Source organism: Serratia sp. 2C06 (assembly GCF_050037615.1).
In the GTDB taxonomy this organism is placed as follows: domain Bacteria; phylum Pseudomonadota; class Gammaproteobacteria; order Enterobacterales; family Enterobacteriaceae; genus Serratia; species Serratia ureilytica.
Genome location: NZ_CP188299.1, coordinates 1,695,522 through 1,719,216, shown reverse-complemented (window position 1 = coordinate 1,719,216; position 23,695 = coordinate 1,695,522). Strand labels below are relative to the sequence as shown.

22 protein-coding genes are annotated in these 23,695 nt (G+C 63.9%); 8 read left to right on the top strand and 14 right to left on the bottom strand.

Annotation, left to right across the window (positions count from 1 at the left end):
• Positions 1-25: 25 nt before the first annotated feature.
• Genes hpaE through ACP3TA_RS08510 form a run of 3 tightly spaced genes read right to left on the bottom strand, consistent with a single transcriptional unit; the run spans position 26 to position 2,870 of the window.
• Positions 26-1,480, bottom strand: coding sequence for a 5-carboxymethyl-2-hydroxymuconate semialdehyde dehydrogenase (hpaE, locus tag ACP3TA_RS08520; protein WP_197754558.1), 1,455 nt, complete (start codon positions 1,478-1,480; stop codon positions 26-28).
• Positions 1,477-2,241, bottom strand: coding sequence for a fumarylacetoacetate hydrolase family protein (locus tag ACP3TA_RS08515; protein ID WP_206196063.1), 765 nt, complete (start codon positions 2,239-2,241; stop codon positions 1,477-1,479). Before ACP3TA_RS08515 ends, hpaE begins: the two co-directional genes overlap by 4 nt.
• Positions 2,238-2,870, bottom strand: coding sequence for a fumarylacetoacetate hydrolase family protein (locus ACP3TA_RS08510; protein ID WP_206196062.1), 633 nt, complete (start codon positions 2,868-2,870; stop codon positions 2,238-2,240). Before ACP3TA_RS08510 ends, ACP3TA_RS08515 begins: the two co-directional genes overlap by 4 nt.
• A 327-nt stretch (positions 2,871-3,197) precedes the next feature.
• Here ACP3TA_RS08510 and hpaR point away from each other — a divergent pair, with 327 nt between their 5' ends.
• Positions 3,198-3,650 carry a homoprotocatechuate degradation operon regulator HpaR gene (gene hpaR / locus ACP3TA_RS08505; RefSeq protein WP_025305183.1) on the top strand — a complete coding sequence of 151 codons (453 nt, stop codon included), beginning with the start codon at positions 3,198-3,200 and terminating at the stop codon, positions 3,648-3,650.
• 56 nt (positions 3,651-3,706) lie between these two features.
• On the opposite strand, the gene ACP3TA_RS08500 is transcribed toward hpaR, so the two are convergent.
• The 7 genes from ACP3TA_RS08500 to ACP3TA_RS08470 all read right to left on the bottom strand — a co-directional run bounded on the left by ACP3TA_RS08500 (position 3,707) and on the right by ACP3TA_RS08470 (position 11,167).
• Positions 3,707-4,498 carry an SDR family oxidoreductase gene (locus ACP3TA_RS08500; protein WP_206196061.1) on the bottom strand — a complete coding sequence of 264 codons (792 nt, stop codon included), beginning with the start codon at positions 4,496-4,498 and terminating at the stop codon, positions 3,707-3,709.
• A 4-nt stretch (positions 4,499-4,502) separates the two neighbouring features.
• Positions 4,503-5,300: a molybdenum cofactor biosynthesis F family protein gene (locus ACP3TA_RS08495; protein WP_033651371.1), complete on the bottom strand. Its 798-nt coding sequence runs from the start codon at positions 5,298-5,300 to the stop codon at positions 4,503-4,505.
• 10 nt (positions 5,301-5,310) lie between these two features.
• Positions 5,311-6,093 (bottom strand): SDR family NAD(P)-dependent oxidoreductase, encoded by a 783-nt coding sequence (locus ACP3TA_RS08490; protein WP_046688188.1) that lies wholly within the window; start codon positions 6,091-6,093, stop codon positions 5,311-5,313.
• On the bottom strand, positions 6,086-6,676 hold the full coding sequence (locus ACP3TA_RS08485; protein WP_060659985.1) for a DUF3156 family protein: 591 nt from the start codon (positions 6,674-6,676) through the stop codon (positions 6,086-6,088). Before ACP3TA_RS08485 ends, ACP3TA_RS08490 begins: the two co-directional genes overlap by 8 nt.
• On the bottom strand, positions 6,651-8,144 hold the full coding sequence (locus ACP3TA_RS08480; protein WP_060659986.1) for an APC family permease: 1,494 nt from the start codon (positions 8,142-8,144) through the stop codon (positions 6,651-6,653). The genes ACP3TA_RS08485 and ACP3TA_RS08480 overlap by 26 nt, the downstream gene beginning before the upstream one ends.
• Positions 8,145-8,273: 129 nt before the next feature.
• A complete protein-coding gene (locus tag ACP3TA_RS08475) occupies positions 8,274-9,458 on the bottom strand; it encodes an anaerobic sulfatase maturase (RefSeq protein WP_206196059.1) in 1,185 nt (394 codons plus the stop codon).
• Positions 9,455-11,167, bottom strand: a complete 1,713-nt coding sequence (locus tag ACP3TA_RS08470; protein WP_060659988.1) for an arylsulfatase — start codon at positions 11,165-11,167, stop codon at positions 9,455-9,457. Before ACP3TA_RS08470 ends, ACP3TA_RS08475 begins: the two co-directional genes overlap by 4 nt.
• Before the next feature lie 482 nt (positions 11,168-11,649).
• Here ACP3TA_RS08470 and ACP3TA_RS08465 point away from each other — a divergent pair, with 482 nt between their 5' ends.
• From ACP3TA_RS08465 to ACP3TA_RS08450, 4 genes are all read left to right on the top strand, one after another.
• A complete protein-coding gene (locus ACP3TA_RS08465) occupies positions 11,650-12,297 on the top strand; it encodes a helix-turn-helix transcriptional regulator (protein ID WP_060659989.1) in 648 nt (215 codons plus the stop codon).
• A gap of 140 nt (positions 12,298-12,437) precedes the next feature.
• Complete coding sequence (locus tag ACP3TA_RS08460) at positions 12,438-13,622, top strand: MFS transporter (RefSeq protein ID WP_426784582.1); 1,185 nt, start codon at positions 12,438-12,440, stop codon at positions 13,620-13,622.
• Positions 13,619-14,731: a class II histone deacetylase gene (locus ACP3TA_RS08455; RefSeq protein WP_033641755.1), complete on the top strand. Its 1,113-nt coding sequence runs from the start codon at positions 13,619-13,621 to the stop codon at positions 14,729-14,731. The genes ACP3TA_RS08460 and ACP3TA_RS08455 overlap by 4 nt, the downstream gene beginning before the upstream one ends.
• Before the next feature lie 95 nt (positions 14,732-14,826).
• Positions 14,827-15,633 carry an alpha/beta hydrolase gene (locus ACP3TA_RS08450; protein ID WP_342177951.1) on the top strand — a complete coding sequence of 269 codons (807 nt, stop codon included), beginning with the start codon at positions 14,827-14,829 and terminating at the stop codon, positions 15,631-15,633.
• Between the two features lie 38 nt (positions 15,634-15,671).
• On the opposite strand, the gene ACP3TA_RS08445 is transcribed toward ACP3TA_RS08450, so the two are convergent.
• From ACP3TA_RS08445 to ACP3TA_RS08435, 3 genes are all read right to left on the bottom strand, one after another.
• Complete coding sequence (locus ACP3TA_RS08445; RefSeq protein ID WP_116286739.1) at positions 15,672-16,037, bottom strand: cupin domain-containing protein; 366 nt, start codon at positions 16,035-16,037, stop codon at positions 15,672-15,674.
• A gap of 18 nt (positions 16,038-16,055) precedes the next feature.
• A complete protein-coding gene (locus ACP3TA_RS08440; RefSeq protein ID WP_033651379.1) occupies positions 16,056-17,357 on the bottom strand; it encodes an NAD(P)/FAD-dependent oxidoreductase in 1,302 nt (433 codons plus the stop codon).
• 101 nt (positions 17,358-17,458) lie between these two features.
• Positions 17,459-18,217 (bottom strand): helix-turn-helix transcriptional regulator, encoded by a 759-nt coding sequence (locus ACP3TA_RS08435; RefSeq protein WP_097102821.1) that lies wholly within the window; start codon positions 18,215-18,217, stop codon positions 17,459-17,461.
• Between the two features lie 229 nt (positions 18,218-18,446).
• Here ACP3TA_RS08435 and ACP3TA_RS08430 point away from each other — a divergent pair, with 229 nt between their 5' ends.
• The gene (locus tag ACP3TA_RS08430) at positions 18,447-19,574 is read left to right on the top strand and encodes an iron-containing alcohol dehydrogenase (RefSeq protein ID WP_216474093.1); all 1,128 of its coding nucleotides are present in this window, start codon (positions 18,447-18,449) and stop codon (positions 19,572-19,574) included.
• A gap of 135 nt (positions 19,575-19,709) precedes the next feature.
• Here ACP3TA_RS08430 and ACP3TA_RS08425 read toward each other — a convergent pair whose 3' ends face one another.
• Positions 19,710-20,639 carry a LysR family transcriptional regulator gene (locus ACP3TA_RS08425; RefSeq protein WP_033651382.1) on the bottom strand — a complete coding sequence of 310 codons (930 nt, stop codon included), beginning with the start codon at positions 20,637-20,639 and terminating at the stop codon, positions 19,710-19,712.
• 135 nt (positions 20,640-20,774) lie between these two features.
• Here ACP3TA_RS08425 and ACP3TA_RS08420 point away from each other — a divergent pair, with 135 nt between their 5' ends.
• Together ACP3TA_RS08420 and ACP3TA_RS08415 are read left to right on the top strand one after the other, a co-directional pair.
• Entirely contained in the window at positions 20,775-22,115 is a 1,341-nt protein-coding gene (locus tag ACP3TA_RS08420; protein ID WP_033641748.1) for an aspartate aminotransferase family protein, read from the top strand.
• 10 nt (positions 22,116-22,125) lie between these two features.
• Positions 22,126-23,634: a CoA-acylating methylmalonate-semialdehyde dehydrogenase gene (locus tag ACP3TA_RS08415; RefSeq protein WP_089195433.1), complete on the top strand. Its 1,509-nt coding sequence runs from the start codon at positions 22,126-22,128 to the stop codon at positions 23,632-23,634.
• Positions 23,635-23,695: the final 61 nt, after the last annotated feature.

Sequence of the window (23,695 nt, the reverse complement as noted above, 5' to 3'; positions counted from 1 at the left end):
TTTCGTTATTATTGTGGCCTGAGGCTCAAACGCCCCATTTCGGGATCGGGTGGTTGCCCATGGAAATGCACACGTTCTTCATTTCGGCGAATACTTCGAAGCTGTATTCGCCGCCTTCGCGGCCGGTGCCGGAGGCTTTCACGCCGCCGAACGGCTGGCGCAGATCGCGTACGTTTTGGGTGTTGACGAAAACCATGCCGGCTTCGATACCGCGGGCCAGGCGCAGAACCTTGCTCACATCCTGCGTCCAGATGTACGACGCCAGGCCGTACTCCACGTCGTTGGCCATGCGCAGGCCGTCTTCTTCCGACTTGAACGGCAGCAGGCAGGCCACCGGCCCGAAAATCTCCTCCTGCGCCACGCGCATCCGGTTATCGACATCCGCCAGCACCGTCGGGCGCAGGAAGTTGCCGTGGCTCAAACCGGCCGGTTTGTCCGGGCCGCCGGCCAGCAAGGTTGCCCCTTCTTCCACCCCGAGGCGGATATAGCCGGAGACTTTTTCCCAGTGCTGCGGGCTGATCAGCGCCCCCACCTGGGTGTTGGGATCTTGCGGATCGCCCACGCGCAGACGGTTGGCGCGCTCGGCGAAGCGTTTGACGAATTCCGGGTAGATGCTCTCCTGAATGAAGATGCGCGAACCGGCGGTGCAGCGTTCACCGTTGATCGAGAAGATGGTGAACAGCGCGGCGTCGAGCGCCCGCTCGATGTCGGCGTCTTCAAAGATCAGCACCGGCGACTTGCCGCCCAGTTCCATGGAGAATTTCTTCAGCCCGGCGCTTTCGATGATGCGGCGACCGGTGGCGGTGCCGCCGGTGAAGGAGACCGCGCGCACGTCTTTATGGCGCACCAATGCGTCGCCGGCGGTGGCACCGTAGCCCTGCACCACGTTCAGCACCCCGGCCGGAATGCCGGCTTCCAGCGCCAGCTCGCCCAGGCGATCGGCGGTCAGCGGCGACAGTTCGGACATTTTCAGCACCGCCGTGTTGCCCAGCGCCAGGCAAGGCGCGGTTTTCCAGGTGGCGGTCATGAACGGCACGTTCCACGGCGACACCAGCGCGCATACCCCCACCGGCTGCACCAGCGTGTAGTTGAGCATCTTGTCGTCCACCGGGTAGGTCTTGCCGTTCATCTGCTGGCACACCTCGGCAAAAAATTCGAAGTTGTGCGAGGCGCGCGGGATCAGCACGTTTTTGGTCTGATGGATAGGCAGACCGGTATCGGCGGTTTCCATTTCGGCGATCTGCGGCACGTTCTGGTCGATCAGTTCACCCAAACGGCGCATCAGGCGCGCGCGCTCTTTCATCGGCGTATTCGCCCACTTGGGGAACGCCTCTTTCGCCGCGGCCACCGCCTGGTCTATCTCCAGCTGGCCGCCGGAGGCCACTTCCGCCAGCACCTCGCCGTTCGCCGGGTTGGTGGTGGTGAAATACTCTTTGCTGGCGACGTTCTTACCGTTGATCCAGTGGTTGATGGTTTTCATCGCAGGCTCTCCTCGTAATCTTTTTCACTGATAATGTGGTTAACCAGACGGCCGATGCCCTCGATCTCCACCACCACTTCATCGCCCGGCTGCACGTCGGCCAGCCCTTTCGGCGTGCCGGTGGCGATCATGTCGCCCGGCTGCAGCGTCATGAATTCGCTCAGGTAGGCGATCAGGAACGGAATGTCGAAAATCATGTCGGCGGTGCTGCCGCGCTGGCGCAGCTCGCCGTTGACATAGGTGCCGAGCGCCAGCCGGTGCGGATCGGCGACGTCGTCGCGATCGACGATGTACGGCCCGATCGGCGTCAGGGTGTCGCGGCTCTTCACCCGCAGATTCGGCCGGTAGTAGTTCTCCAGGTAATCGCGGATGGCGTAGTCGTTACACAGGGTGTAACCCGCCACGTACTCCATGGCGTGCTCACGGCTGACGTTGCGCGCGGTCTTGCCGATCACCGCCACCAGCTCGGCTTCGTAATGCATGTACTCCACGCCGGCCGGGCGTACCGACACCTGGCGGTGGCCGGTCAGGGTGTTCGGTGCCTTGAGGAACACCAGCGGCTCTTCCGGCGCCTTGAATTCCAACTCGCTGGCGTGGTCGGCATAGTTCAGCCCCAGGGCGAACACCGTGCCCTGCGCCGGCGGCAGCCATTCCACTTCGCGCTCCTGCAGCACCTCGCCGTTCGGCAGCGTGACGCGCAGCTGCTCGTCCACCTGCACGTTGAAGACCTGGCCATGATGGCGAATACGAGCATGTTTCATGATGCGGCTCCTGCCTGGGTGACGCGGTTGGTCAGAGTGGGCAGGCCGGCGGCGCGCACCGTCACCTCATCCCCCGGTTTGATCTCCACCCGCTGGTGCGGGGTGCCGATCAGCACCGCATCGCCCGGCTGCAGAGTGATGAAGTCGCTGATGGCGGCGATCAGCTCCGGCACCGAGCGCACCAGATCGGCGGTGGACCAGCGATCCCGCTCCACGCTGTTGATCTCGGTGACGATCTCCAGCCGATCGGCAGTCGCCAGCTGGCCGATCTCCCCCAGCGGGCAGAACCCGTCGCGGCATTTGGCCTTGATCGCCGGGCGGTAGAAGCTGCTTTCCGGCAGGCTGACGTCGTTGGCCAGCGCGTAACCGGCCAGATAACGGCCCACCTGCGCCACCGGCACCTTGCGCGCGGTATCGCCGATGATCACCGCCAGCGTGCCGCCGCTGTGCACGGTTTCACCGGCCGGAAACGGGATCGCCCCGCCGTTGGCGAGGTGGGTGTTGCGCGGTTTGATAAACCAGACCGGGGTTTTGGGCGGGGTCTGATACGGCGGCTGGTGAAACGCCTGATCCCAGGCGTCCAGTTGGCTGCGGTGATTCAGCGCAACGGAAAATACGGTGCCTTTCATGCGAACTCCTCCAATGGCAAAACATGACAACCGGCATTCATTAATATATTAATGATTACTTTTATACGCTGTGCAGCTTTTACGCAACGCGCTTGGAGTGATTTGTGATCGTGATAACAAAATATTCACAAATAACGAACATTAGCGTGATTATTCAATGCATTAATCATTTTTCGCGCCATTTTTCGCTGCGCCCTGCATTTTTGCTTTATCCCTACGGGTAACTTTGGCTACTATTAAGTTATTAACAAAATCGGGCTTTGCGGGGCAGGCGCCCCCATAACGAGCGCCGTAACAACGAACACCTTGATAGCTAAGGCCAAACTTATGCATGAATCGTTAACCATCGCCCTGCTGCAGGCGCGCGAAACCGCCATGGGGTTCTTCCGCCCAATCCTGAAAAGCCACAACCTGACCGAGCAGCAGTGGCGCATCATCCGCGTGCTGGCCAACAGCCGTTCGATCGAATTCCACGAACTGGCGGCGGAAACCTGCATCCTGCGCCCCAGCCTGACCGGCATTCTGTCGCGCATGGAGCGTGATAAGCTGATCTTCCGCCTCAAGCCGGTTAACGATCAGCGCAAGCTGTACGTGTCGCTGACCCAGCAAGGCCAGGATCTGTATGAAGTGGCGCGCCACCAGGTGGAACAGGGCTACGCCGAGATTGAAGCCGCTTTCTCGCGGCAAAAAATGGACCAGCTGATGACGTTGTTGGACGAGCTGATCACCCTGGGCGACAGCCTGCCCGCCAACGTCACCGCGCATCCCACCAAGCAGTGATTTAACCAACCGGAATTCTCAAATTAATTGGCGTTGCAGCCAACAACGCTGCAGCGTCAAGTAAGCAGAGAATTCGTTTCCGGCAGCAGCGCGCCGCCGTCCACCACCAGCGTCTGGCCGGTGATGTAGGCCGCCGCCGGCGAGGCGAGAAACACCATCGCCGCGGCGATGTCTTCCGGTTCCCCCAGCCGCCCGAGCGGTACCGAGGCGGCGATCGCCTGATTCACCTGCGCGTCGCCCAGGTTGGCCATCGCCGGCGTGCGGATCATCCCCGGCTCCACGCCGTTGACGCGAATGTTCTCCGCCGCCAGCTCCAGCGCCGCCGCGCGAATAAACCCGTTCACCCCAGCCTTGGAGGCGGCGTAGTGCGCCAGCCCCGGGTAGGCCACCCGCGGGCCGGTCACCGACGAGGTCACCAGAAGGCAGCCGCCGCCCCGGCGGCGCATCCACGGCAGCGCCGCCTGCGCCAGAAAGAACGGCGCCATCAGATTGACGCTCAGCGTGCGTTGCAGCAGAGCCGCGTCGATGGCGGCGAACGGCGTCAGCGGAAAGTAAGCGGCATTGTGGATCACCACGTCCAGCCGTTGGTGCCGCTCGCCCACCGCCGCCACCAACTCGGCGATCTGCCCCGGTTCGGCCAGATCGCAAGCCAGCGCCTGCACGCTCAGCCCTTCGTCCCGCAGCGCCTGCGCCGCCGCCTGCGCCTGCGGCAGCTGCACGTCCGCGATCGTCACCTCGGCGCCCAGGCGGGCAAAGGCGCTGACGATCGCCAGACCAATGCCCTGAGCGCCGCCGGTCACCAGCACCGCCTGCCCCGCGAAGGCGTCGGCCGCATAGGTTGCGCTCATCGCCCTATCCTCGTGGGTGACGCGTGGTGTTCAGCACCTGCGCATGGGCGCCGACCGCAAAGTTGCTCAGCGCGCTGAAATCGCTGCCCTGATAACCGAGGATCTTGCCGTCGGTGCGCATGCCCTGCAGATCGATCATCACTACGCCCAACGTCGGGATGATCTTCTCGCGCCAGACGAACAGATAAAGCTGCTCCGCCACCTTCACGTAGTGGCAGCGATCGACGTCCGCCAGCCCCTTCTCCACTCCGTCCAGACACTGCCAGGCGTAGAAGTTGTCGTTCAGGTAGATGTGCTCGTACCGTTCGGTCGGGCTGTAGGTGTACATATTGCGCATGCCGATCAGCTCATCGGTAAAGCCCGGCGGTGCCGCGTCGGCGTCATCCAGCGTGCCGAAGCGGAATTCGGCCTCGACCGCGGTCAGCGGCAGCCCCTGCTCCACCCGGCTGAAGGCGTCGAGCCGCGCCTGCGCTTCGTCCGGCAGTTGGCCGTATACCGCAGTGAAGTTGCCCTGATTGCGGTCGCACACCAGCGTAATGCTGGCGTTGGCGCGGGCGGGATCGAGAAAATCGATGAACAGCACGCCGGGGCGAATGCTGGTGGCGCGATAGGCGATACCGCGCCGCTCCCCCCACTCCAGCGTCTGCGCATCGGTAAACCGACAGCGCTGCGTCGCGCCGTCGCTGAAACGCAGCGTCAGCGTGGTGCCCGCCAGGCCGTGCTGGCGTTCCAGCGTATTGCTGTGCGGCGCAAAGCCTTCCGCCAGCGCGCCAACCTGAATGAATACCGCTTCTGAACTCATGGAATGCTCCTTATAGGGAAGTGAAAGCCAAGGTCGGCACATCGACAATGGTGGAGCCGCCGTCGGCCACCAGCGTCGCGCCGGTAATGATTGAAGCTTCGCTGGAGCAGAGGAAACGGCAGACGCGGGCGATCTCCTCGGCGCTGGCCGGCCGGCGCAGCGGCACGTCGCGGCAGACCATCTGGTAAGCCTGCTCCAGCGAAATCTGATGGGCGTCCATCAACAGTTGCATCTCTTCGTCCGCCATCGGCGTGGTCACCCAGCCCGGGCACACCGCGTTGGCGCGCACGCCCAGCGGGCCATAGTCGCGGGCGATGGAGCGCATCAGGCCGATCAACGCGTGCTTGGCGGTGACGTAGCCGCAGACCTCCGGCCCGGCGGCCAGCGAGGCGATCGAGGCCACGAACAGCAGGTTGCCGCCGCTTTTAATCAGTTCCGGCAGGCAGGCGCGCGCGCTGGCGAAAGCGCTGTTGAGGTTGCTGTCCATCGCCCCTTGCCACTGCGCGTCGCTCATCTCGGTAATGCGCTTGAAGCCCATGCCGCCGGCGCTGCCGATCAGGCAGTCGATGCGCCCGGCGTCGCGCAGAATCGCCGGCAGCAGCGTGTGGGCCCAGCTCTCGCCGCTGGCGGCGTCGCCCACCAGCGCCTGCGCGCCGATCTCTTGCGCCAGCGCCGCCAGCGGTTCCGGGCGGCGGCCGATGATGAACACCCGATCGCCCTGCGCCGCCAGCAAACGGGCGCAGGCGGCGCCAACGCCGGTGCCGCCGCCGGTAATCACAACCACTCTATTCATGATTCAGCTTCTCCATCAGTTGGCCGATCATCAGCAGGCTGCTCAACAGCAACCGCCGCTGTTCGGCATCCAGCCGCAGATAGCGGCGGCCGGCCGGCACGCGGCTGACCACCTCCGAGGCGGCGAAATGCTCGATATCCGCCTGCCAGCGCCCGTCGTTCACCGTCAGCCGCACGCGGCGAAAATCCAGCTGCGCCAGCGTCTCGCCGATCTGCGGGTAGCGCAGCAGGCCGTCCAACAGCCGCTGCGCGGCCGCATGGCGCTGGCGCAGCAGATAGCGCACTCCGCGCCGCCGCAGCCAGCCGCCGGTCACCACGTCCAGCGTCAGCGGAGGCTGCGCTGTGCACGTGCCCTGCAACCGAAAGCGGTGGCTGACGATATGCGCCATAAACAGCCCCTGCACCTGTTCGCTGACCTCGATCTGCGGCCCCTGCGGCAGCGTCAGCCGCAGCAGGCCCGGCGCCAGGCGTTCGCACGTATAGGGCTCCAGGTTGCGCGCCAGACGATCCAGCGCGGCGCCCGGCCGATAGCCCGACGGCGCTCGCCGCCAGGCGCGATTAAGTGAGGGAAGTAAGCCGATCAAACTGCGCCTCCTCGTTTTCGCCCTTGGCGAACGCGTTCTCCAGCACCTGCTCGACCGGCACCGGCTTAAACGGATTCACTTTCTGCACGCACAGCGTCCAGAACAGCGCATAGGCGGCGGTCAGGCCGATCATCCAGCCGAAGGGAATGTAGACGTCGCGCGGATTCATCCCCGGCGGCGTGATGTAAACGATGGCCAGCACGATGCCGACGCTGGAGACGATCTGCGGCAGCGGGAACCACGGCGATTTATAGGCGCGCGGCAGATCGGGGCGGCGCAGGCGCAGCAGCACCACCGAGCAGGTCACCAGCAGGTAGGCCACGCCCCAGGCGCACACCGCCGCCAGCACCAGCGGAATGATCCTGTCGAGGTTGCCCTGAATGGCGAAGGCATGTACGCAGGGGATCAAGACCGCCACCAGAATGCCGACCACCGGCGTCTTAAAGCGCGGATGCAGATAAGCGAACATGCGCGGCAGCGCGCCGTCCAGCGCCATGCCGTACAGAATGCGCGGCACCGCCGCCATCAGCGTGTTGATGGTCGCGGCACCCGCCAGCAGCAGGCCGACGCCCAGCCAATATTTGCCGAACTGGCCCATCACCTGGCCGGCGAACGCCGGGATGGCCATCGGCGTTTCCAGCAGGCGCGTGCCGCTGGCGGCGTCGATCACCACGTTTTCCACCTGGTGGCTGAGCGCCGCGCCATACAGCGCCATGCACACCGCCACGCCGCACAGCCCCAGCGCCATCGCGCGCGGGATCACCCGATCGCAGCGTTTGATCTCCGGCGCCATCGGCGTCACCAGCTCACAGCCGACGAACATGAACATCGCCATGCCGATCAGGCTGAACACCGCGAAGGGATCGTTCAGGCTCAGCGTGCTGCCGAACCAGCCCTCGAGCGGCACCGCATGCGGCGACAGCAGCCCGACGATGCCGAAAATCACCAGCGTGCTCCACATGGCGAAGGTCAGCACGATCTCCGCCTTGCCGAAGGCCTCGATGCCGAACGCGTTGAGCAGGCCGAACACGATTACCAGCCCGACGCCGACCATCCAGGAGGCGTTGTGGCTTTCCATCAGGGTGTTGAGGTGCTCGAAGTTCACCAGCGCCATGATGCCGGAGAGAATGGTCTCGGCGGTGCCGGCGAAGATGTGCACGATCAGGTAGGCCGACAGCGCGCCGGTGATGGCGAAAAAGCGCCCCATGCCGCAGGAGATGTAGTCGTAAACCGAACCGGAGGTTGGCAGCAGCGCCGCCGCTTCGGAGAAGGTGGTGAGCTGCGCCTGCATCATGATGAAGGCGATCAGCATCGCCAGCGCGAAGGTGTCGCCGCCGATGCCGAAGCCGCTGGTGACCGTCAGGATCACCGGGCTGGCCATGATCACCCCGACCGAACTGGCCAGGGTGGTGGGAAAGCCGACCTTGCCTCGAGCCAGGTGGGCGTGCAACCGCGACGACAGGTTCATGGTTATTTCCTCTTATAGTTTTGGCCTGATGCATGCAGGTGCTTGCAGGTTTTTCACCGCCAGCGGCGGTCATCTCACTATAGAGAGGAAAGGAAAATGCTGACTATCGTCCTTAAGGACGAGACGCTTTCAACCTGCGGCCGCGCTCACGGCGGCGCGCCATTGCATCGCCCCTTGCGGGCTGCGCGGGTAGGCGCGCAGCGGCGCCAGCAGCGCGGAAAAGAAGGCGTAATAGCCGGCGCACAGCCGGTTGTAGCGATCTTCGCCCACATGCGCCGGGCAGCCGCCCTGGCAGACGCTTTTCACGCTGCAGCGTTGGCACTCGCGGCGCAGGCTCTTGTTTTTACCGAACGGCATTTCCACCGCCCTTGCCGCCAGGGTGGCGAGCGGCGTGTGGCGATCGGCATGGCCGAGCAGATGCTGCGCATTGATCAGATGATCGCAGGCGTAAAGCCGCCCGTCCGGCTCCATCACCAGATTGCCGCCGCAGCGTTCGGCGTGCACGCAGCTGGGGCTGACGTGGGTGAAATACTGCGCGTAGACCTGTTCGATGTTCATCACGAAGACCTGGCCGATATGCCCGCGGCTGCGCCAGCGGCGGTATACCGCCAGCATGAAGCGCCCCCAGTTGGCGGCGCTCAGTCCGTAACCGGCGGTGGGCGCGTCCCCTTCCAGCATCAGCGGTTGAAACTGCAGATAGCGCGCTCCGATCGCCACCGCATGATCGTAGATCGCCTCGGCGCGATCCGCGACGCCGTCGTGCACCACCATCAGCAGGTTGAAGTCGATCTGATGGCGCTGCAACAACGCAATGCCGCGCAACGCGGCGTCATAGCTGGCGCCGCCGCGCTTGTCCGGCCGATGGGCGTCCTGCACCTCGCGATCGCCGTCCAGGCTGACGCCGAGGATAAAGTGATGCTGCCGGAACAGCCGGCACCAGGCGTCGTTCAGCAGGGTACCGTTGGTCTGCAGGCTGTTGCTGATCCGCACGCCCGGCGGCGCATAGCGGCGCTGCAACGCCAGCGCCCGCTTGTAAAAACCGATCCCCGCCAGCAGCGGCTCACCGCCCTGCCAGACGAAGTTGATCTCGCGGCTGTAACGCGGCTGGGCGGCGATGTAGCCGTGGATAAATTCCGCCAGCAGGTCGTCATCCATCTTGCGCGTCCGCTCTTGCTGGCGCTGCGGGTAGTAACAGTAGCGGCAACCCAGGTTGCAGCCGGCGCCAATCGGCTTCACCAGCAAATGAAAAGGCGCCGCTGCGCGCGGTTCGCTCTCTACCGGGATCTGCTGCGCGCGCAGCTGGGCCAGGTTCATGGTGCCGCCTGCGGCAACGGTTTGTGGGTCTGCGGATCCAGGCCGATGTAGTCGCCGGTGCTGGCGTCGACGCCGAGGTAGTCGATCGCTGCGCCTTTAGCCTCAATGACCATGCCCTGCTGCGCAAAGCGGCGATACGCCTCGCTCAGCCGTTTGACTTGATCCGGGTTGGCGGCGGCCAGATCGCGCGTTTCCAGCGGATCGTCATGCAGGTTGAACAGCCCCCACGGCGCCATCTGCGCCGTCGGCCCGGCCTTCACCAACCGCCGCAGCTTCCAGATGCCGTCCACGTAGGCGGCCTGGTTATGCAGCTCCACGCCGTAGGTCGCGCGCGGCACGCCGTCGGCCTCGCCGCTGAAATAGCGCTTGAAGCTGACGCCGACCATCGGCAGCGTCGGCTTGGCCTTCAGCGGTTTGTTGGCGTCGATGCCGGCATAGTCATACAACGTCGGGGCGATGTCATACACCGCCATCGGCGTGCGGTCGATGCCGCCGCGCCCCTTCAGCCGCGGCGCGGAGATGATGAAATCGGTATTGATGCCGCCCTGCGCGCTGGTGGTTTTGTGGTAGTTGGCATACGGCGCATTGCTGACGTTGGCCCAGTGCGGCCCGTAGGAAATGAACGATCCCTTGCGGCCGAGGTTGGCGTAGCTGTTGTCGAACTGCCGCCAATACTCCGGCTTCGAGCCGTAGTAGAAGCCGCTGGCCGGGTTGGCGCCGTTGTCGGTGGCGAACACGATCACCGTATTTTGGTCGCGGCCGGTCTGCTTCAGGGTGTTCAGCACCGCGCCAACCTGATCGTCCATGTAAGCAATCATCGCCGCGTACACCTGCATGGTCTTGGCTTCATATTTTTGCTGCTCGGGCGTCAGCGCGTTCCAGGCCTTATCCAGCGCCAGCGTCGGCATCGGCGTGCGATCGGAAATCAACCCCAGCGCTTTCAGGCGCTGAATGCGCTGCTGATAGGCCTGCTGGTAACCGGCGTCGTATTTGCCGTCGAATTTGGCGATCCAGTCATCCGGCGCCTGCAATGGATCGTGCGGCGCGGTGAACGCCAGATAGGCGAAGACGGGCTTATTCTGCGGCGTATCGCGGATCCACTGTTCCAGCTGATCGGCATAGGCCTTGCTGGAGTAGAAATCTTTGGGCAACGGCACGCGTTTGCCGTTCAGGGTGTAGAAGGTGTGGAACGCCTCCACGGTGCCCAGCGGTTTCGCATCGTCGAAATGGCTGGTGCCGCCGCCCATAAAGGCGAAGGCGCGCTCGAAGCCGCGATCGGTCGGTTTGGCGCCGTCGACATAGCCCAGGTGCCATTTGCCCGCCATCATGGTGGCGTAACCCGCGTCGCGAAAACGCTCCGGCAATGTGGTCACGCGGTCGGTCAGCCGCATTTCATAGCCCGGCTGCGCGGCGGTGCTCTCATACCACCACATGCCGCCCATGCCGGCCTGCTGATTGGTGTTGCCGGTCATCAGCATCGACCGCGCCGGCGCCGACATCGGCGAGGTGTAGTACTGGCTCATGCGCACGCCCCGTTCGGCCAGCGCCTGCAGGTTGGGGGTCGGTATCTCGCCGCCGAACGGGCTGATGTCGGAATAGCCCATGTCGTCCACCAGAATGATCAGCACATTGGGGCGATCGGCGTCCGCCCCCTGAGCCAGGCCCGATAAGGCACCGCTCAACGCCACCGCCAGCGTTTTTTTCTGCATCGTTCGTTCCCCGTATGGTCATGTGGACTGAACAACCCGACGCCTCAGCCCGAGAAAGGTCATCATTTTTTCGTCTTATACGTTTGGCGCCGCCTGGCGCTATCTTCAATTCGCAGTGTAGGAAGCGGTGGAAAAGCCTGGCTATCGTTCTTAAGAACGAGGGGCGGCGACGGTCGTGCCGGTTGTAGCACGCGCAGGGCGGCGAGGGCTTCGTCCAGGCAAGCAGTGAAAAGCGCTGTAAATTCAGCGGGAAAAGCGGTGAATTATTTCATTAACCTATTAATGAAAATCGCGATAAATCCGAACAAAAAAGCCCTGATTAACGCAGTGTCATCTTGTTATTTCTGTGTTTTATTGCAATCGGCCTCACGTTGTTAATATGTTTTTATTGTGTTGCCAAATTGCTACAACTATGCTTGTATCGTTCATATATTGACCGCCAACATTCTCCAGATTGAACGATAAAGGGAGGAATACGAATCATGCACAGCACAGCATCCGATGCCTTTATCAACAGTTGTTTGGCGACCATTACGCACCTGATCCCGGTGTCCGCCGGGGTGTTTTATCTGGTCGATCGCGACCTGCGGCCGGATCACTACATCCTGCACGGCATGCCCGATAAAACGCATCAGCAATACTTGAACCACTTCCAGCAAATAGACCCGCTGCAGCCGGCCAACTTCCATCGGCAAGACATCACCATGGTCGGCATGAGCCCGGCGGCGATCGCCGACAACCGCCGCTATTACCACGACTTTATGCTGCCGAACGACATGCGCGACATGACGGAAATTTTCATTCGCCAACGCAAACGCATCGTCGCCGGGGTGTCGTTGATCCGCGATACGCCGTTTACCGACGTGGAGCGCGGCCGCCTGCGCGCGGTGCTGCCGCTGATCGAGCTGGCGACGCGCGATCTGCTGCCCGACAGCGAGGCGCAGCTGCTGACCGCCAAGGAACAAGAGATCGTCAACCTGGTGCGCGAAGGCGCCAGCAATAAGCGCATCGCCCTGAAGCTGGGCATTTCGCTGTCCACGGTGAAAACCCATATGCGCAACATTTTCGCCAAAACCGACGTGGTGAACCGCACCGAACTGGTCGCCGGCGGCTTTCTCGCCCACGGTTAACGCCCGATAACGGCCGCCGCTGCCGACGGCCGGAAAATAACGCCAAAACGTATTCGCCATTTATGGCGCGGCTCCCCCCTGCCCGCAATCGGGCCGGGCGGGATATTTCATCGTCACTCAACGCTTGGGGAATAAGGTTTATGTCCAGTGATTCGGTTTCCGCGCCCGCCGCCGGCGCGCTCCCCTGCCCGCCGCGGCTGCTGACCGCCATTATCGTCTTCGCCGCCATCGCGCCGGGCATTCTGATGACCGCCCCCGCCGTGGCCGCCCAGCTCGCCGCGCAGTGGCAGCTCGGCCCGGCGCAGATCGGCCGCCTGTTCTCCACCGAACTCGGCGCCATGAGCCTGGCCACGCTGCCGGCGTGGTGGTGGATCGGGCGCATCAACTGGCGGCGGGTCGCTGCGCTGTCGGCGCTGGTGTTTATCGCCGGCAACCTGGCTTCGGCGCTGGTGCAGAATTTCACCCTGCTGCTGCCGCTGCGCTTTATCGCCTCGCTGGCGGGCGGCACCCTGATGATCCTGTGCATCACCTGCGCCGCCGGCACCGCCAATCCCAGCCGCGTCTATGCCTTCTGGGTGCTCGGCCAGCTGGTGCTGGGCGCGGTGGGGCTGCTGGCGCTGCCGCCGCTGTTCGCGCACTTCGGCCTGATGGCGGTTTACCTGATTTTGGCCGCCATCATGCTGTGCTGCCTGCCGCTCATCCCGGCGTTTCCCAACGGTTTCACCGCCGCCCGCGCCGCCCGCAGCGGCCCCGCCGCCTCGCCGACGCGCAAGCTGTGCGCCGTGCTGGCGGTGCTGACCTTTTACATCAGCCTGAGCGCGGTCTGGACCTTTATCGGCGGCATCGCCGCCGGCGCCGGGCTGTCGCCGGCCCACAGCGGCCAGGTGCTGGCCGTCGCCACCTTGCTCGGCATCGTCGGCGCCGGCGCCGCAGCGTTGATCGGCGCGCGCTTCGGCGGCGGGCGCCCGATCGCGCTCGGTTACGCCCTGCTGCTAGCCAGCGTGGCGCTGCTGGTGGGTCAACCCTTGCTGCTGCGCTTCGCCCTGGCGGCCCTGCTGTTCAAATTCACCTGGACCTTCGTGCTGCCGTTCATTCTGGCGCGGGTCGCCGGGTTGGATAACGACGGCAAGCTGATGAACGGCATCAACCTGGTGATCGGCGGCGGCATGGCCATCGGCCCGACGCTGGCCGGCTATCTGATCGAATCTTCCGGTGGTTTCAACGCCTTGCTGTTCGGCGCGCTGGGCTGCGCGCTGCTGTCGCTGCTGTTGATTTCGCTGGCTGCACCGCGCGCACCGCGCCGTATAACAGGAGGAGAAAGGTGAAAAGAACAACCGGTTTCTTGTTTGATGAACGCTGTTTCTGGCACAGCACCGGCCTGCACGCCACCACCCTGCCGGTCGGCGGCTGGGTGCAACCGCCCTCGGGCGCCGGCCATGCCGAATCGCCGGAAACCAAACGGCGCATGAAGAACCTGATGGACGTGTCCGGCCTGTCGCGCCAGCTCACCCTGCTGAGCGCCGAACCAGCGACGGAAGAAGACCTGCTACGCATCCACCCCGCCCACTATCTGCAGCGCTTCAAACAGGTGAGCGACAGCGGCGGCGGCCTGCTGGGGGAAGAGGCGCCGCTGGGGCCGGGCAGCTATGAAATCGCCAAACTCTCCGCCGGGCTGGCCTGCGCGGCGGTGGAGGCGGTGCTGCAGGGCGAGCTGGATAATGCCTATGCGCTGTCGCGCCCGCCGGGCCACCACTGCCTGCCGGATCAATCGATGGGCTTCTGCTTCCTGGCCAATATCCCGATCGCCATCGAGCGCGCCAAGGCCCGTTACGGCCTCGGAAAAGTGGCAGTGCTCGACTGGGACGTGCACCACGGCAACGGCACCCAGCACATCTATTGGCGGCGCGGCGACGTGCTGACGCTGTCGCTGCATCAGGACGGCTGCTTCCCGGCGGGCTATTCCGGCGAACAGGATCGCGGTGAAGGCGCCGGGGCGGGCTGCAACGTCAACGTGCCGATGCTGGCCGGCGCCGGCGACGACGGCTACCTGCACGCCATGCGGCGCATCATCATCCCGGCGCTGGAAAAATTCGAGCCGGAAATGATCATCGTCGCCTGCGGTTACGACGCCAACGCGCTCGATCCGCTGGCGCGCATGCAGCTGCACAGCGACAGCTTCCGCGCCATGACCGCGCTGGTGCAGGAGGCCGCCGATCGGCTGTGCGGCGGCAAACTGGTGATGGTGCATGAAGGCGGCTACGCCGAATCCTACGTGCCGTTCTGCGGGCTGGCGGTGATGGAACAGCTGAGCGGCGTGCGCACGGAAGTGCAGGATCCGCTGCTGGCGTTCATCCAGCAACAGCAGCCGCGCGACGCGTTCAACCGCTTCCAGCGTGAAGCGCTCGACGCGTTGGCACGCCAGTTCGGCCTGTAACCCCCCTCTCTGCGGGCGCCGCACCCGGCGCCCCTGACAACCTCGCCGCCAGCCGCTACGCTGAAGGGCAACCCTACCACCATGAGAACAATAACATGTCCGAACAAACCGTCAGCTTTATCAAAGGCCGTCATGGCGACATCGCCGTGCACGACTGGGGAAACGACAAGCCGCGCTATCTGGCGTTGCTGGTGCACGGCTACGGCGAGCACCTCGGCCGCTATCAATACGTGGCGCGCACGCTGCAGGCGCAGGGCGCGCGGGTGTTCGGCCCCGACCATCTCGGCCACGGCCTGTCGCAGGGCGAGCGCGTGCTGATCGAAGATTATGACGCCGTGGTCGACGACGTGCAGCGCGTGGTCAGCCATTTCCGGCAGCAATATCCCACCTTGCCGCTGGTGGTGATCGGCCACTCGATGGGCGGCATGATCGCCACCCGCTACGTGCAGCGCCATGGCGAGGAGGTGAGCGCGCTGGTGCTGTCCGGCCCGCTGCTCGGCGACAGAACGGCGATCTCCGATCTGGCCGAACTGCCGACGATCCCCGACGCGCCGCTGGATACCGCCACCCTGGCGCGCGATCCGGCGGTCGGCGCGGCCTATCAGGAGGATCCGCTGGTGTGGCACGGGCCGTTCAAGCGTCCCACCCTGCGCACCATGCAGCGAATGCTCGCCGCTATCAACGCCGGGCCGGGCTTCGGCGCGCTGCCCACGCTGTGGATCCACGGCGACGACGATCGGCTGGTGCTGATGAGCGAAACGCAAACCGCGCTCGATCGTCTGCGGGGCGACGACTTCGAACAGCTGATCAATGCAGGCGGGCGGCACGAGAGCTTTAACGAAACCAATAAGGATCAGATCCTCAAGCGGGTGACCGATTTTATTGCGCGGGCGCTGGGCTAAGGCGTTCCCCCTCAGCATGCTGAGGGGGCATAAAAGCGTCAGCCCTCGACGATGGCGAGGTAGTGTTTGACGAAGCGGTCCGAGGTGATGTCCCAGCGCACCGGGGTGCCCTTCTCGACGAACCAGGAGTCGCCGACCTGATACTGCACCGACTCGCCGGTGCGTTCGTTGGTCAGGGTGGCGCTGCCTTCCCACACCGTGGCGTGCTCGGCGAACGGGTACTCCATCACGAAGCTGCCGCGGGTGCAGCTGAACACGCCGCAGTTCAGGTTGTCGGTCGGTTCGCCGAAGATGCTGGCCACGCCGACGTTCGGCGTGCCGGCGATCACCGTGGCGCCCAGGTTGCTGACGCTGCCGATCTCCAGCAGTTCCGGCAGCGGTTGTTTAAGCAGTAACGGTTTCATGTGATTCTCCTCTGAGGGTTAACGGCGGCCTTTCCAGTAGCCGGATGTCTGGTGCCAAACCTTGCCGGCGGTGGTCATCACCCGCCGCAGCTTGTCCTTGCCGAAAATGTTGACGTGCGGGATCGAGCTCATCAGATCGTAGCGATCGGATCCTTCGCTCATGCCCTCCGCCAGCACCTTGCACACGATGTGGCTCGGCGTCACGCCGAAGCCGGAGTAGCCCTGCACGTAAAATACGTTGTCGCGATCCGGCAGCGTGCCTATCTGCGGGAACAGGTTGGCGCTGCAGCACAGCGGGCCGCCCCAGGCCAAATCGATCTTCACGTCTTTCAGGTACGGGAACACCTTCAGCATCAGGTTGCGGTTCCAGGCCTTGAGATCCGACGGGAAGTATTCGATCAGGCGGGTGGCGCTGCCGAACAGCAGCCGGTTCTCGTTGGTCACCCGGTAATAGTCGATCACCGGGCGGATGTCGCTGTAGGCGCCGCGGATCGGGCTGATCTGACGGATCAGATCGTCAGACAGCGGCTCGGTGGCCAGCTGGAAGGCGTAGGTATTGATGGTCTTGCGGTAGATCTGCGGCTCCATGCCGTTGAGAAAGCCGTTGCAGGCCCACAGCATCTTGTTGGCGCGCACCGAGCCCATGGCGGTGCGCACCGTGATGCGCGGGCCATACTCGACGTTGAGCACGCTGCTGTTCTCGAAGATTTTCACCCCGTAGCCGCTCAGCGCCTTGGCCTCGCCCAGCAACAGGTTAAGCGAATGCACGTGGCCGCCACCCATGTGTTTCAGCGCGCAGGTGTAGGCATCGGAGCCCACCACCTGCTTCACCTCCGCCCCGGTGTAGAGTTCAATCTCCTCCTGCGGCGCTACCGCCCTGAACTCCTTCAGCCAGCCGCGCAGGGTCTTCTCCTGGCGCGCATTGCTGCCGAGGTAGCCGTAACCGAAGCAGAAGTCGGCGTCGATGTCATATTTCTTGATGCGCTCGCGGATAATGCCGGCGCCGAGGTTGCTGATCTTGAAGATGGTTTCCAGCCCGGACGGGCCGACGTGGCGTTTGATCTTCTCCAGATCGTGGCCGATGCCGGCCATCACCTGGCCGCCGTTGCGCCCGGTGCCGCCGTAGCCCAGATAGCGGCCCTCGAGAATGGCGATGTTGGTGATGCCCTTCTCCGCCAGCTCCAGCGCGGTGTTGATGCCGGAGAAGCCGCCGCCGATGATCACCACGTCAACGTCCAGATCCTCTTCCAGCGTCGGGAAGCGCAGATCGTATTTTTTGGTCGCCGCGTAGTAGGTTAAGGACTCGATTTCGTTGTTCACTGCCGCACTCCCGATTGCCTATGCCATGACATCGGATTATCGGGAGCGGTGGGATCGTCCGCTATGTCCCCTTAGGGACATTCGCTACAAAAAATTAACATTCACGCGCTTCGCCGCTGCGGGGCGGTCAGCAGCAGGCTGAACAGTTCGGCCTGCGAACCGATGTTCAGCTTGCCGTAGATGTTCTTGCGGTGGTTTTTTACCGTGCCGAGGCTGATGAACAGCCGGTCGGCAATCTGCGGCGAACCGCAGCCGGCGAGGATCAGATCGACGATCTCGCGCTCGCGCGGCGTCAGCAGATAGCGCGCCTGGGCGCCGTCGCTGTTCACCGTCGCGTCCTCGGCCGGCGCCGCCACCACCTCACCGTGCAACCGAGCCACGCTTTTCACCAGCGTCAACGCGCTGCGCAGATCCGCCCGTTGCGGGTAGCGCACCGCCACCGTGCGGCGCGCCGAGCCGAAGAACACCCCCAGCCCGCGCTCCGGCGTCAGCTGCAGCAGCACGCCGGCCTCGTCGTGCCAGCCGGTCTTGCGATAAAAATTGCGATAATAGTCGCTGTGATAAAACCCGCAGGGCGCCAGCTGGCGCAGCGTGAGCACCTCACCTTCGCCGCCGTCGCTCAGCGCGCGGTAAAACGGATCCTGCAGGTAGGCGCCCTGTTGGTAGAGCTGGTTGACCGCATCGCTGTTTTCCCGCTCGGTTTTGATCAGGCAATGCGGCGGCCGACCGCGTTCGAAGGCATAGACGATGGCGTTGTCGAAGGCGAAGAACCCTTCCAGCCAATTCAACAGGCTGGGATAAAAGCGCGGGCTGGCCACCGCATCGATCACCGCAGACAAGCGTTCAACCTGAATTTCCATACCCGCCTCGCCATTATTAATACATTAACAACCTACCGATTCCGGATGGGGTCGGCCGCATGGCGGCCGGTACTGTTAAAAAAAGCATCCGCAGCGCCGAAATGCAAGAGCACGATCGTTTACATGTTAAACAACTCACAGGTTGCCGCGGCGGGGAAAGCGGTGGCCGCTCCGCGCCCGCTGGCTTATGCTGTGGCATCGCGACCTGCAACGCCGTCAAGGAGACCTCATGTCCGTCAGCCACATCATCGCCAACCGCCAGACCTGGTTCGGCCACGGCAGCATCCAGCAGCTGCCGCCGCTGCTGCTTGCCGACCCGCAGCCGACGCTGCTGTTCAGCTGCCGCTCTTTTCTCAACGGCCCGGTGTACGCCGGCCTGCGCGAAGCGCTGGCGCCGCTGCTCATCGGCACCGAAATCGTCAGCCACGAGGCGTCGCCGCAGGAAATCGACGCCTGGGTGGCGCGCTGGCGCGGCCAGGCGCGGCGCGTGGTGGCCATCGGCGGCGGCAGCGTGCTGGACGCCGCCAAAGCGTTCTCCGCGCTGGTTGAGCATCCGCTGCCAACGCTGCGCTATATGGAAAAGGTGGGCGACAGCAAAATCAGCGGCGCCACCCTGCCGCTGATCGCCATTCCCACCACCGCCGGCACCGGCAGCGAGGTGACGCAGAACGCGGTGATCACCGATACCCAGGTCAGCAAGGTGAAAGCCTCGCTGCGTCATAACAACTTCGTGCCGCACACCGCCATTCTCGATCCGCAGCTGCTGGCGGGCGCCCCGGACAAGGTGCTGGCCTACTGCGCTATCGACGCCTTCACCCACCTGTTCGAGGCCTATCTGTCGAAAACCGCCGGCGCCATGACGCGCGATATGTCGCTGAGCGGCATCCGCCACTTCCTCGCCGCCTGGCCGGCGCTTAACCGCAGCGACGCGGCGCGCGAAGCCATTATGCAGGCTTCCTACCTCGGCGGACTGACGCTGAGCGCCGCCGGGCTGGGGGTCATTCACGGCATCGCCGGCGAGATCGGCGCGCTGCGCGACTACCATCACGGGCAGGTCTGCGGTCGCCTGCTGCTGCCGTTCCTCGCCCTGTTGGAAACCAGCGAACAGCCGCAGCAGCGCGCGCTGATGGCCGAGCTGGCCGCCAGACTGTACCCGCACTGGCAGGGCAGCCCGGAGAGCTACCTGACCGATTTCATCACCCGCCACGCCATCGCGCCGTTCTGGCAGGACGATTTGCCGATTTCCGGCCAGGAGCTGGCGGTGGCGCTGGAGAAATCCAACAGCAAGAATTCCTGGATCGACTATGCGCCGGCGCAGCGGCAACGGATGATCGAAGAGGCGTTTCGCGTCGAATGATTATATAATCAGATCAACGCACTAGCAGGAGTTAAGGAAATGGGCATCATCGGCTGGATCTTCGCCGGCATCGCGGTCGGCATCCTGGTCGGCGCGCTGATCAGAATCTTCGGCAAGAAGAAAGAGCAGTAAGCGTCACGCTGTTCCGTGGGCCGCCAGCAGGCACTCATGGAACAGCTTCACCACCCGTTGCGGCACCGGCGAGCGGCGCAGCACGCTGGAGTACTCGCAGTGATAGCGGAACAGCGCCGGTTTGATCGCCCGCATCAGGTTCTGCGCCACAAAAAACGCCGCGTAGTGATCCGGCAAAAAGCCGACGTATTTGCCGGACAGGATCAGCGTGGCGATCGACTCTTGCGCGAACCCCGTCGCCTTGCGATGCAAATGTTGCTGCAGGCTCAGTTCCATATTCGGCGAATGGTAGCCCAATCCGGCGAAAGCATAATTGTGCAGCAGATCCCAATTTAATGTTTCATGGCGGGCGGAAAATAATTCATGCTGCGCACCGCAATATAAGAACATCCTCTCACTGAATAACGAATGATAAGATAAACTTTCCGCGCTGCGGTGCATGGGAATAACGCCAACCTGAAATTGCCCGTCAATAACGCCACGTTCAATGGTATTAATCGGCTCCACGTACATTTGCAAAGAAACCTCCGGCGCGCGCTCGCTGAATAACGCGATGGCCCGGCCGATCTGCGCCTGCGGATTGCTGACCGTATGGTCGAATATCGCCACGTGCAGCTGCCCGCCCATGCGCTGGTGCACCTCGTCCACCCCGCGCCGGAACGCCTCGGTGGCCGCCAGCAGGTTGACGGTTTCCTGGTAGATAATCAGCCCCTCGTCGGTGACCGCAAAGCCCTCGCGCCCGCGCTGGCACAGCGTCAGGCCCAGCCGCTGCTCCAGATCCTTGATGTGCTTGCTGATGGTCGACAGGCTGATATTCAGCTCCAGTTCGGCGGCGCTCATGCCGCCGCAGTCGACCACGGCCTTGAATACCCGCAGCAAACGCAGATCCATATCCGACAATTGTCCCAGCAACGCGCGCTTTTTTACTTGCATAAAACCTTAAGTAAGTTTCGACATATGATTATTCACAGTAGAGAACAAGCGGTACATAGTCAATTTCGTACAACAATTCGTTAACAACTCATTTTATTTAATTAATCGCACTTATTTTCCTGCCCGGAGGAAAACATGGCCGCTGAAAATTATTCGCTTAATCGTCTCGATGCCGAAGGGTTAGAAGCCCATTGGATGCCTTTTACCGGCAACCGCAATTTTAAAGCGCAGCCGCGCATCATTACTCAGGCCGCAGGGGCGTATTACACCAGCCACGACGGCAGAAAGATTTTCGACGGCCTGTCCGGATTGTGGTGCTGCGGATTGGGGCACGGCCGGCAGGAAATCACCGACGCCGCCCAGCGCCAGTTGGCGACGCTGGATTACTCGCCGGCGTTTCAGTTCGGCCACCCGCTGTCGTTCGAGCTGGCCAACAAAATCAAGGCGCTGACGCCGGCGGGGCTGGATTACGTGTTCTTCACCGGCTCCGGCTCGGAAGCGGCGGACACCTCGCTGAAAATGGCGCGCGCTTACTGGCGCGCCAAAGGCCAGGCGGGCAAAACCTGCTTTATCGGCCGGGAAAAGGGCTACCACGGCGTTAACTTCGGCGGCATCTCGGTCGGCGGCATCGCCGGCAACCGCAAGGCGTTCGGCGCCGGCGCCGAGGCGGACCATCTGCCGCACACCCTGCTGGCCGGCAACGCCTTTTCGCGCGGCATGCCGCAACAGGGGGCGGAGCTGGCGGAAGAGCTCAACCGCATCATCGCGCTGCGCGACGCTTCGACGATCGCCGCGGTGATCGTCGAACCGTTCTCCGGCTCCGCCGGGGTGATCGTGCCGCCGGTCGGCTATCTGCAGCGCCTGCGCGAGATCTGTACCCAGCATGACATTCTGCTGATCTTCGACGAAGTGATCACCGCCTTCGGCCGCTGCGGCGCGATGACCGGCGCCGAGGCGTTCGGCGTCACGCCGGACATCATGAACATCGCCAAACAGGTGACCAACGGCGCGCAGCCGATGGGCGCAGTGGTGGTGCGGCCGGAGATCTACCAAACCTTCATGAACGGCGGCGAGCCGGACTACCAGCTCGAATTCCCGCACGGTTACACCTACTCCGCCCATCCGGTCAGCTGCGCGGTGGCGCTGGCGACGCTGGACATCCTGCAGCGCGAACAAATGGTGGAGCGCGTACAGGCGCTGGCGCCCTACTTCGAGCGCGCGGTGCACAGCCTGCAGGGGGCCAAACACGTCGCCGACATTCGCAATATCGGCCTGGCGGCCGGCATCACGCTGGCGGCGCGGCCCGGCGAACCGGCGCGGCGGCCCTTCGAAGCGGCGATGCGCTGCTGGGAAAGCGGGTTTTACGTGCGCTACGGCGGCGACACCCTGCAACTGGCGCCGCCGTTCATCAGCAGCGAAGCGCAGATCGATGCGCTGATCAACGCCGTCGGCGATGCCCTCAACGCCACCGAATAAGGAGCGAACCATGACCATTACCCATTGGATCAACGGCGAACCCGCCGCCGGCGGCGAACGCAGCCAGCCGGTTTACGACCCGGCCACCGGCCAATCGGCGCAGGAGGTGCTGCTGGCCGATCGCGCCACGGTGGAGCGCGCCATCGCCGCCGCCGAGCAGGCTTATCCCGCCTGGCGCGACACGCCGCCGCTGAAGCGCGCGCGCATCATGATGAAGCTCAAGGATCTGCTGGAGCAGCACGCCGACGCCATCTGCCAATTGATCACCGCCGAGCACGGCAAAGTGCTCAGCGACGCCCTGGGCGAACTGCAACGCGGCATCGAGAATATCGAATACGCCGGCTATGTGCCGGAACTGCTGAAAGGCGAACACAGCAAAGAGGCAGGCCCGGGCATCGACAGCTGGAGCGAGTTTCAACCGCTCGGGGTGGTAGCGGGCATCACCCCGTTCAACTTCCCGGCGATGGTGCCGCTGTGGATGTGGCCGATGGCGGTCGCCTGCGGCAATACCTTCGTGCTGAAGCCTTCCGAGCGCGTCCCTTCCGCCGCGCTGTATATCGCGCGGCTGGCGGCGGAGGCCGGGCTGCCGCCGGGGGTGCTCAACGTGGTCAACGGCGATCGCGAAGCGGTGGAGACGCTGCTGCATGACGGACGCGTGAAGGCGATAAGCTTCGTCGGTTCGACGCCGGTCGCAGAACACATCTATCACACCGGCTGCGGCCAGAACAAACGGGTGCAGGCGCTGGGCGGCGCCAAAAACCACGCGGTGGTGCTGCCGGACGCCGATATCCCCGGCGCGGTCGGCGCGCTGATGGGCGCGGCGTTCGGCTCCTGCGGCCAGCGCTGCATGGCCATCCCGCTGGTGGTCGCGGTGGGCGACGGCACCGCCGACGCGCTGATCGCCGGGCTGCGGCAACAGATGGCCGCCATGCGCGTCGGCCCCGGCAGCGACAACCGCAACGACATGGGGCCGCTGGTGACTCAACAGCATTATCAGAAGGTGAAAGGCTATATCGATCAGGGCGTGGCCGAAGGCGCCGAGCTGCTGGTGGACGGCCGCGAACTGCGCGTGACGGACGCCGACGGCCGCCCCAGCCAGGGGTATTTCCTCGGCCCGACGCTGTTCGACCGCGTGACGCCCGGCATGCGCATCTATCAGGAGGAGATCTTCGGCCCGGTGCTCGGCGTGGTGCGCGCGGCGTCGCTGCAGGAGGCGATGGCCTTGATCGACGCCCATGAATACGGCAACGGCACCTGTCTGTTTACCCGTGACGGTGAAGCGGCGCGCTACTTCTCCAGCCGCATTCAGGTCGGCATGGTGGGGATCAACGTGGCGCTGCCGGTGCCGGTGGCCTACCACTCGTTCGGCGGCTGGAAGCGCTCGCTGTTCGGCGATCTGCACGCCTACGGCCCGGACGCGGTCAGGTTCTACACCAAACGCAAGACCATTACCCAGCGCTGGCCGGCCTCCGGTGATGCCCGCCGCGCCAGCTTCAGCTTCCCGTCGGGGCAGGGGTAACACATAAGAACAATAAACTTCCGGGGAGCAACGCTCCCCGGCATTTAGCGCGCTCCATTTG

Bases quoted from the DNA above. Each gene is read 5' to 3' on its own strand.
- hpaE (WP_197754558.1), bottom strand. From the start codon at position 1,480: ATGAAAACCATCAACCACTGGATCAACGGTAAGAACGTCGCCAGCAAA.
- ACP3TA_RS08515 (WP_206196063.1), bottom strand. From the start codon at position 2,241: ATGAAACATGCTCGTATTCGCCATCATGGCCAGGTCTTCAACGTGCAG.
- ACP3TA_RS08510 (WP_206196062.1), bottom strand. From the start codon at position 2,870: ATGAAAGGCACCGTATTTTCCGTTGCGCTGAATCACCGCAGCCAACTG.
- hpaR (WP_025305183.1), top strand. From the start codon at position 3,198: ATGCATGAATCGTTAACCATCGCCCTGCTGCAGGCGCGCGAAACCGCC.
- ACP3TA_RS08500 (WP_206196061.1), bottom strand. From the start codon at position 4,498: ATGAGCGCAACCTATGCGGCCGACGCCTTCGCGGGGCAGGCGGTGCTG.
- ACP3TA_RS08495 (WP_033651371.1), bottom strand. From the start codon at position 5,300: ATGAGTTCAGAAGCGGTATTCATTCAGGTTGGCGCGCTGGCGGAAGGC.
- ACP3TA_RS08490 (WP_046688188.1), bottom strand. From the start codon at position 6,093: ATGAATAGAGTGGTTGTGATTACCGGCGGCGGCACCGGCGTTGGCGCC.
- ACP3TA_RS08480 (WP_060659986.1), bottom strand. From the start codon at position 8,144: ATGAACCTGTCGTCGCGGTTGCACGCCCACCTGGCTCGAGGCAAGGTC.
- ACP3TA_RS08475 (WP_206196059.1), bottom strand. From the start codon at position 9,458: ATGAACCTGGCCCAGCTGCGCGCGCAGCAGATCCCGGTAGAGAGCGAA.
- ACP3TA_RS08470 (WP_060659988.1), bottom strand. From the start codon at position 11,167: ATGCAGAAAAAAACGCTGGCGGTGGCGTTGAGCGGTGCCTTATCGGGC.
- ACP3TA_RS08465 (WP_060659989.1), top strand. From the start codon at position 11,650: ATGCACAGCACAGCATCCGATGCCTTTATCAACAGTTGTTTGGCGACC.
- ACP3TA_RS08460 (WP_426784582.1), top strand. From the start codon at position 12,438: ATGTCCAGTGATTCGGTTTCCGCGCCCGCCGCCGGCGCGCTCCCCTGC.
- ACP3TA_RS08450 (WP_342177951.1), top strand. From the start codon at position 14,827: ATGTCCGAACAAACCGTCAGCTTTATCAAAGGCCGTCATGGCGACATC.
- ACP3TA_RS08445 (WP_116286739.1), bottom strand. From the start codon at position 16,037: ATGAAACCGTTACTGCTTAAACAACCGCTGCCGGAACTGCTGGAGATC.
- ACP3TA_RS08435 (WP_097102821.1), bottom strand. From the start codon at position 18,217: ATGGAAATTCAGGTTGAACGCTTGTCTGCGGTGATCGATGCGGTGGCC.
- ACP3TA_RS08430 (WP_216474093.1), top strand. From the start codon at position 18,447: ATGTCCGTCAGCCACATCATCGCCAACCGCCAGACCTGGTTCGGCCAC.
- ACP3TA_RS08425 (WP_033651382.1), bottom strand. From the start codon at position 20,639: ATGCAAGTAAAAAAGCGCGCGTTGCTGGGACAATTGTCGGATATGGAT.
- ACP3TA_RS08420 (WP_033641748.1), top strand. From the start codon at position 20,775: ATGGCCGCTGAAAATTATTCGCTTAATCGTCTCGATGCCGAAGGGTTA.
- ACP3TA_RS08415 (WP_089195433.1), top strand. From the start codon at position 22,126: ATGACCATTACCCATTGGATCAACGGCGAACCCGCCGCCGGCGGCGAA.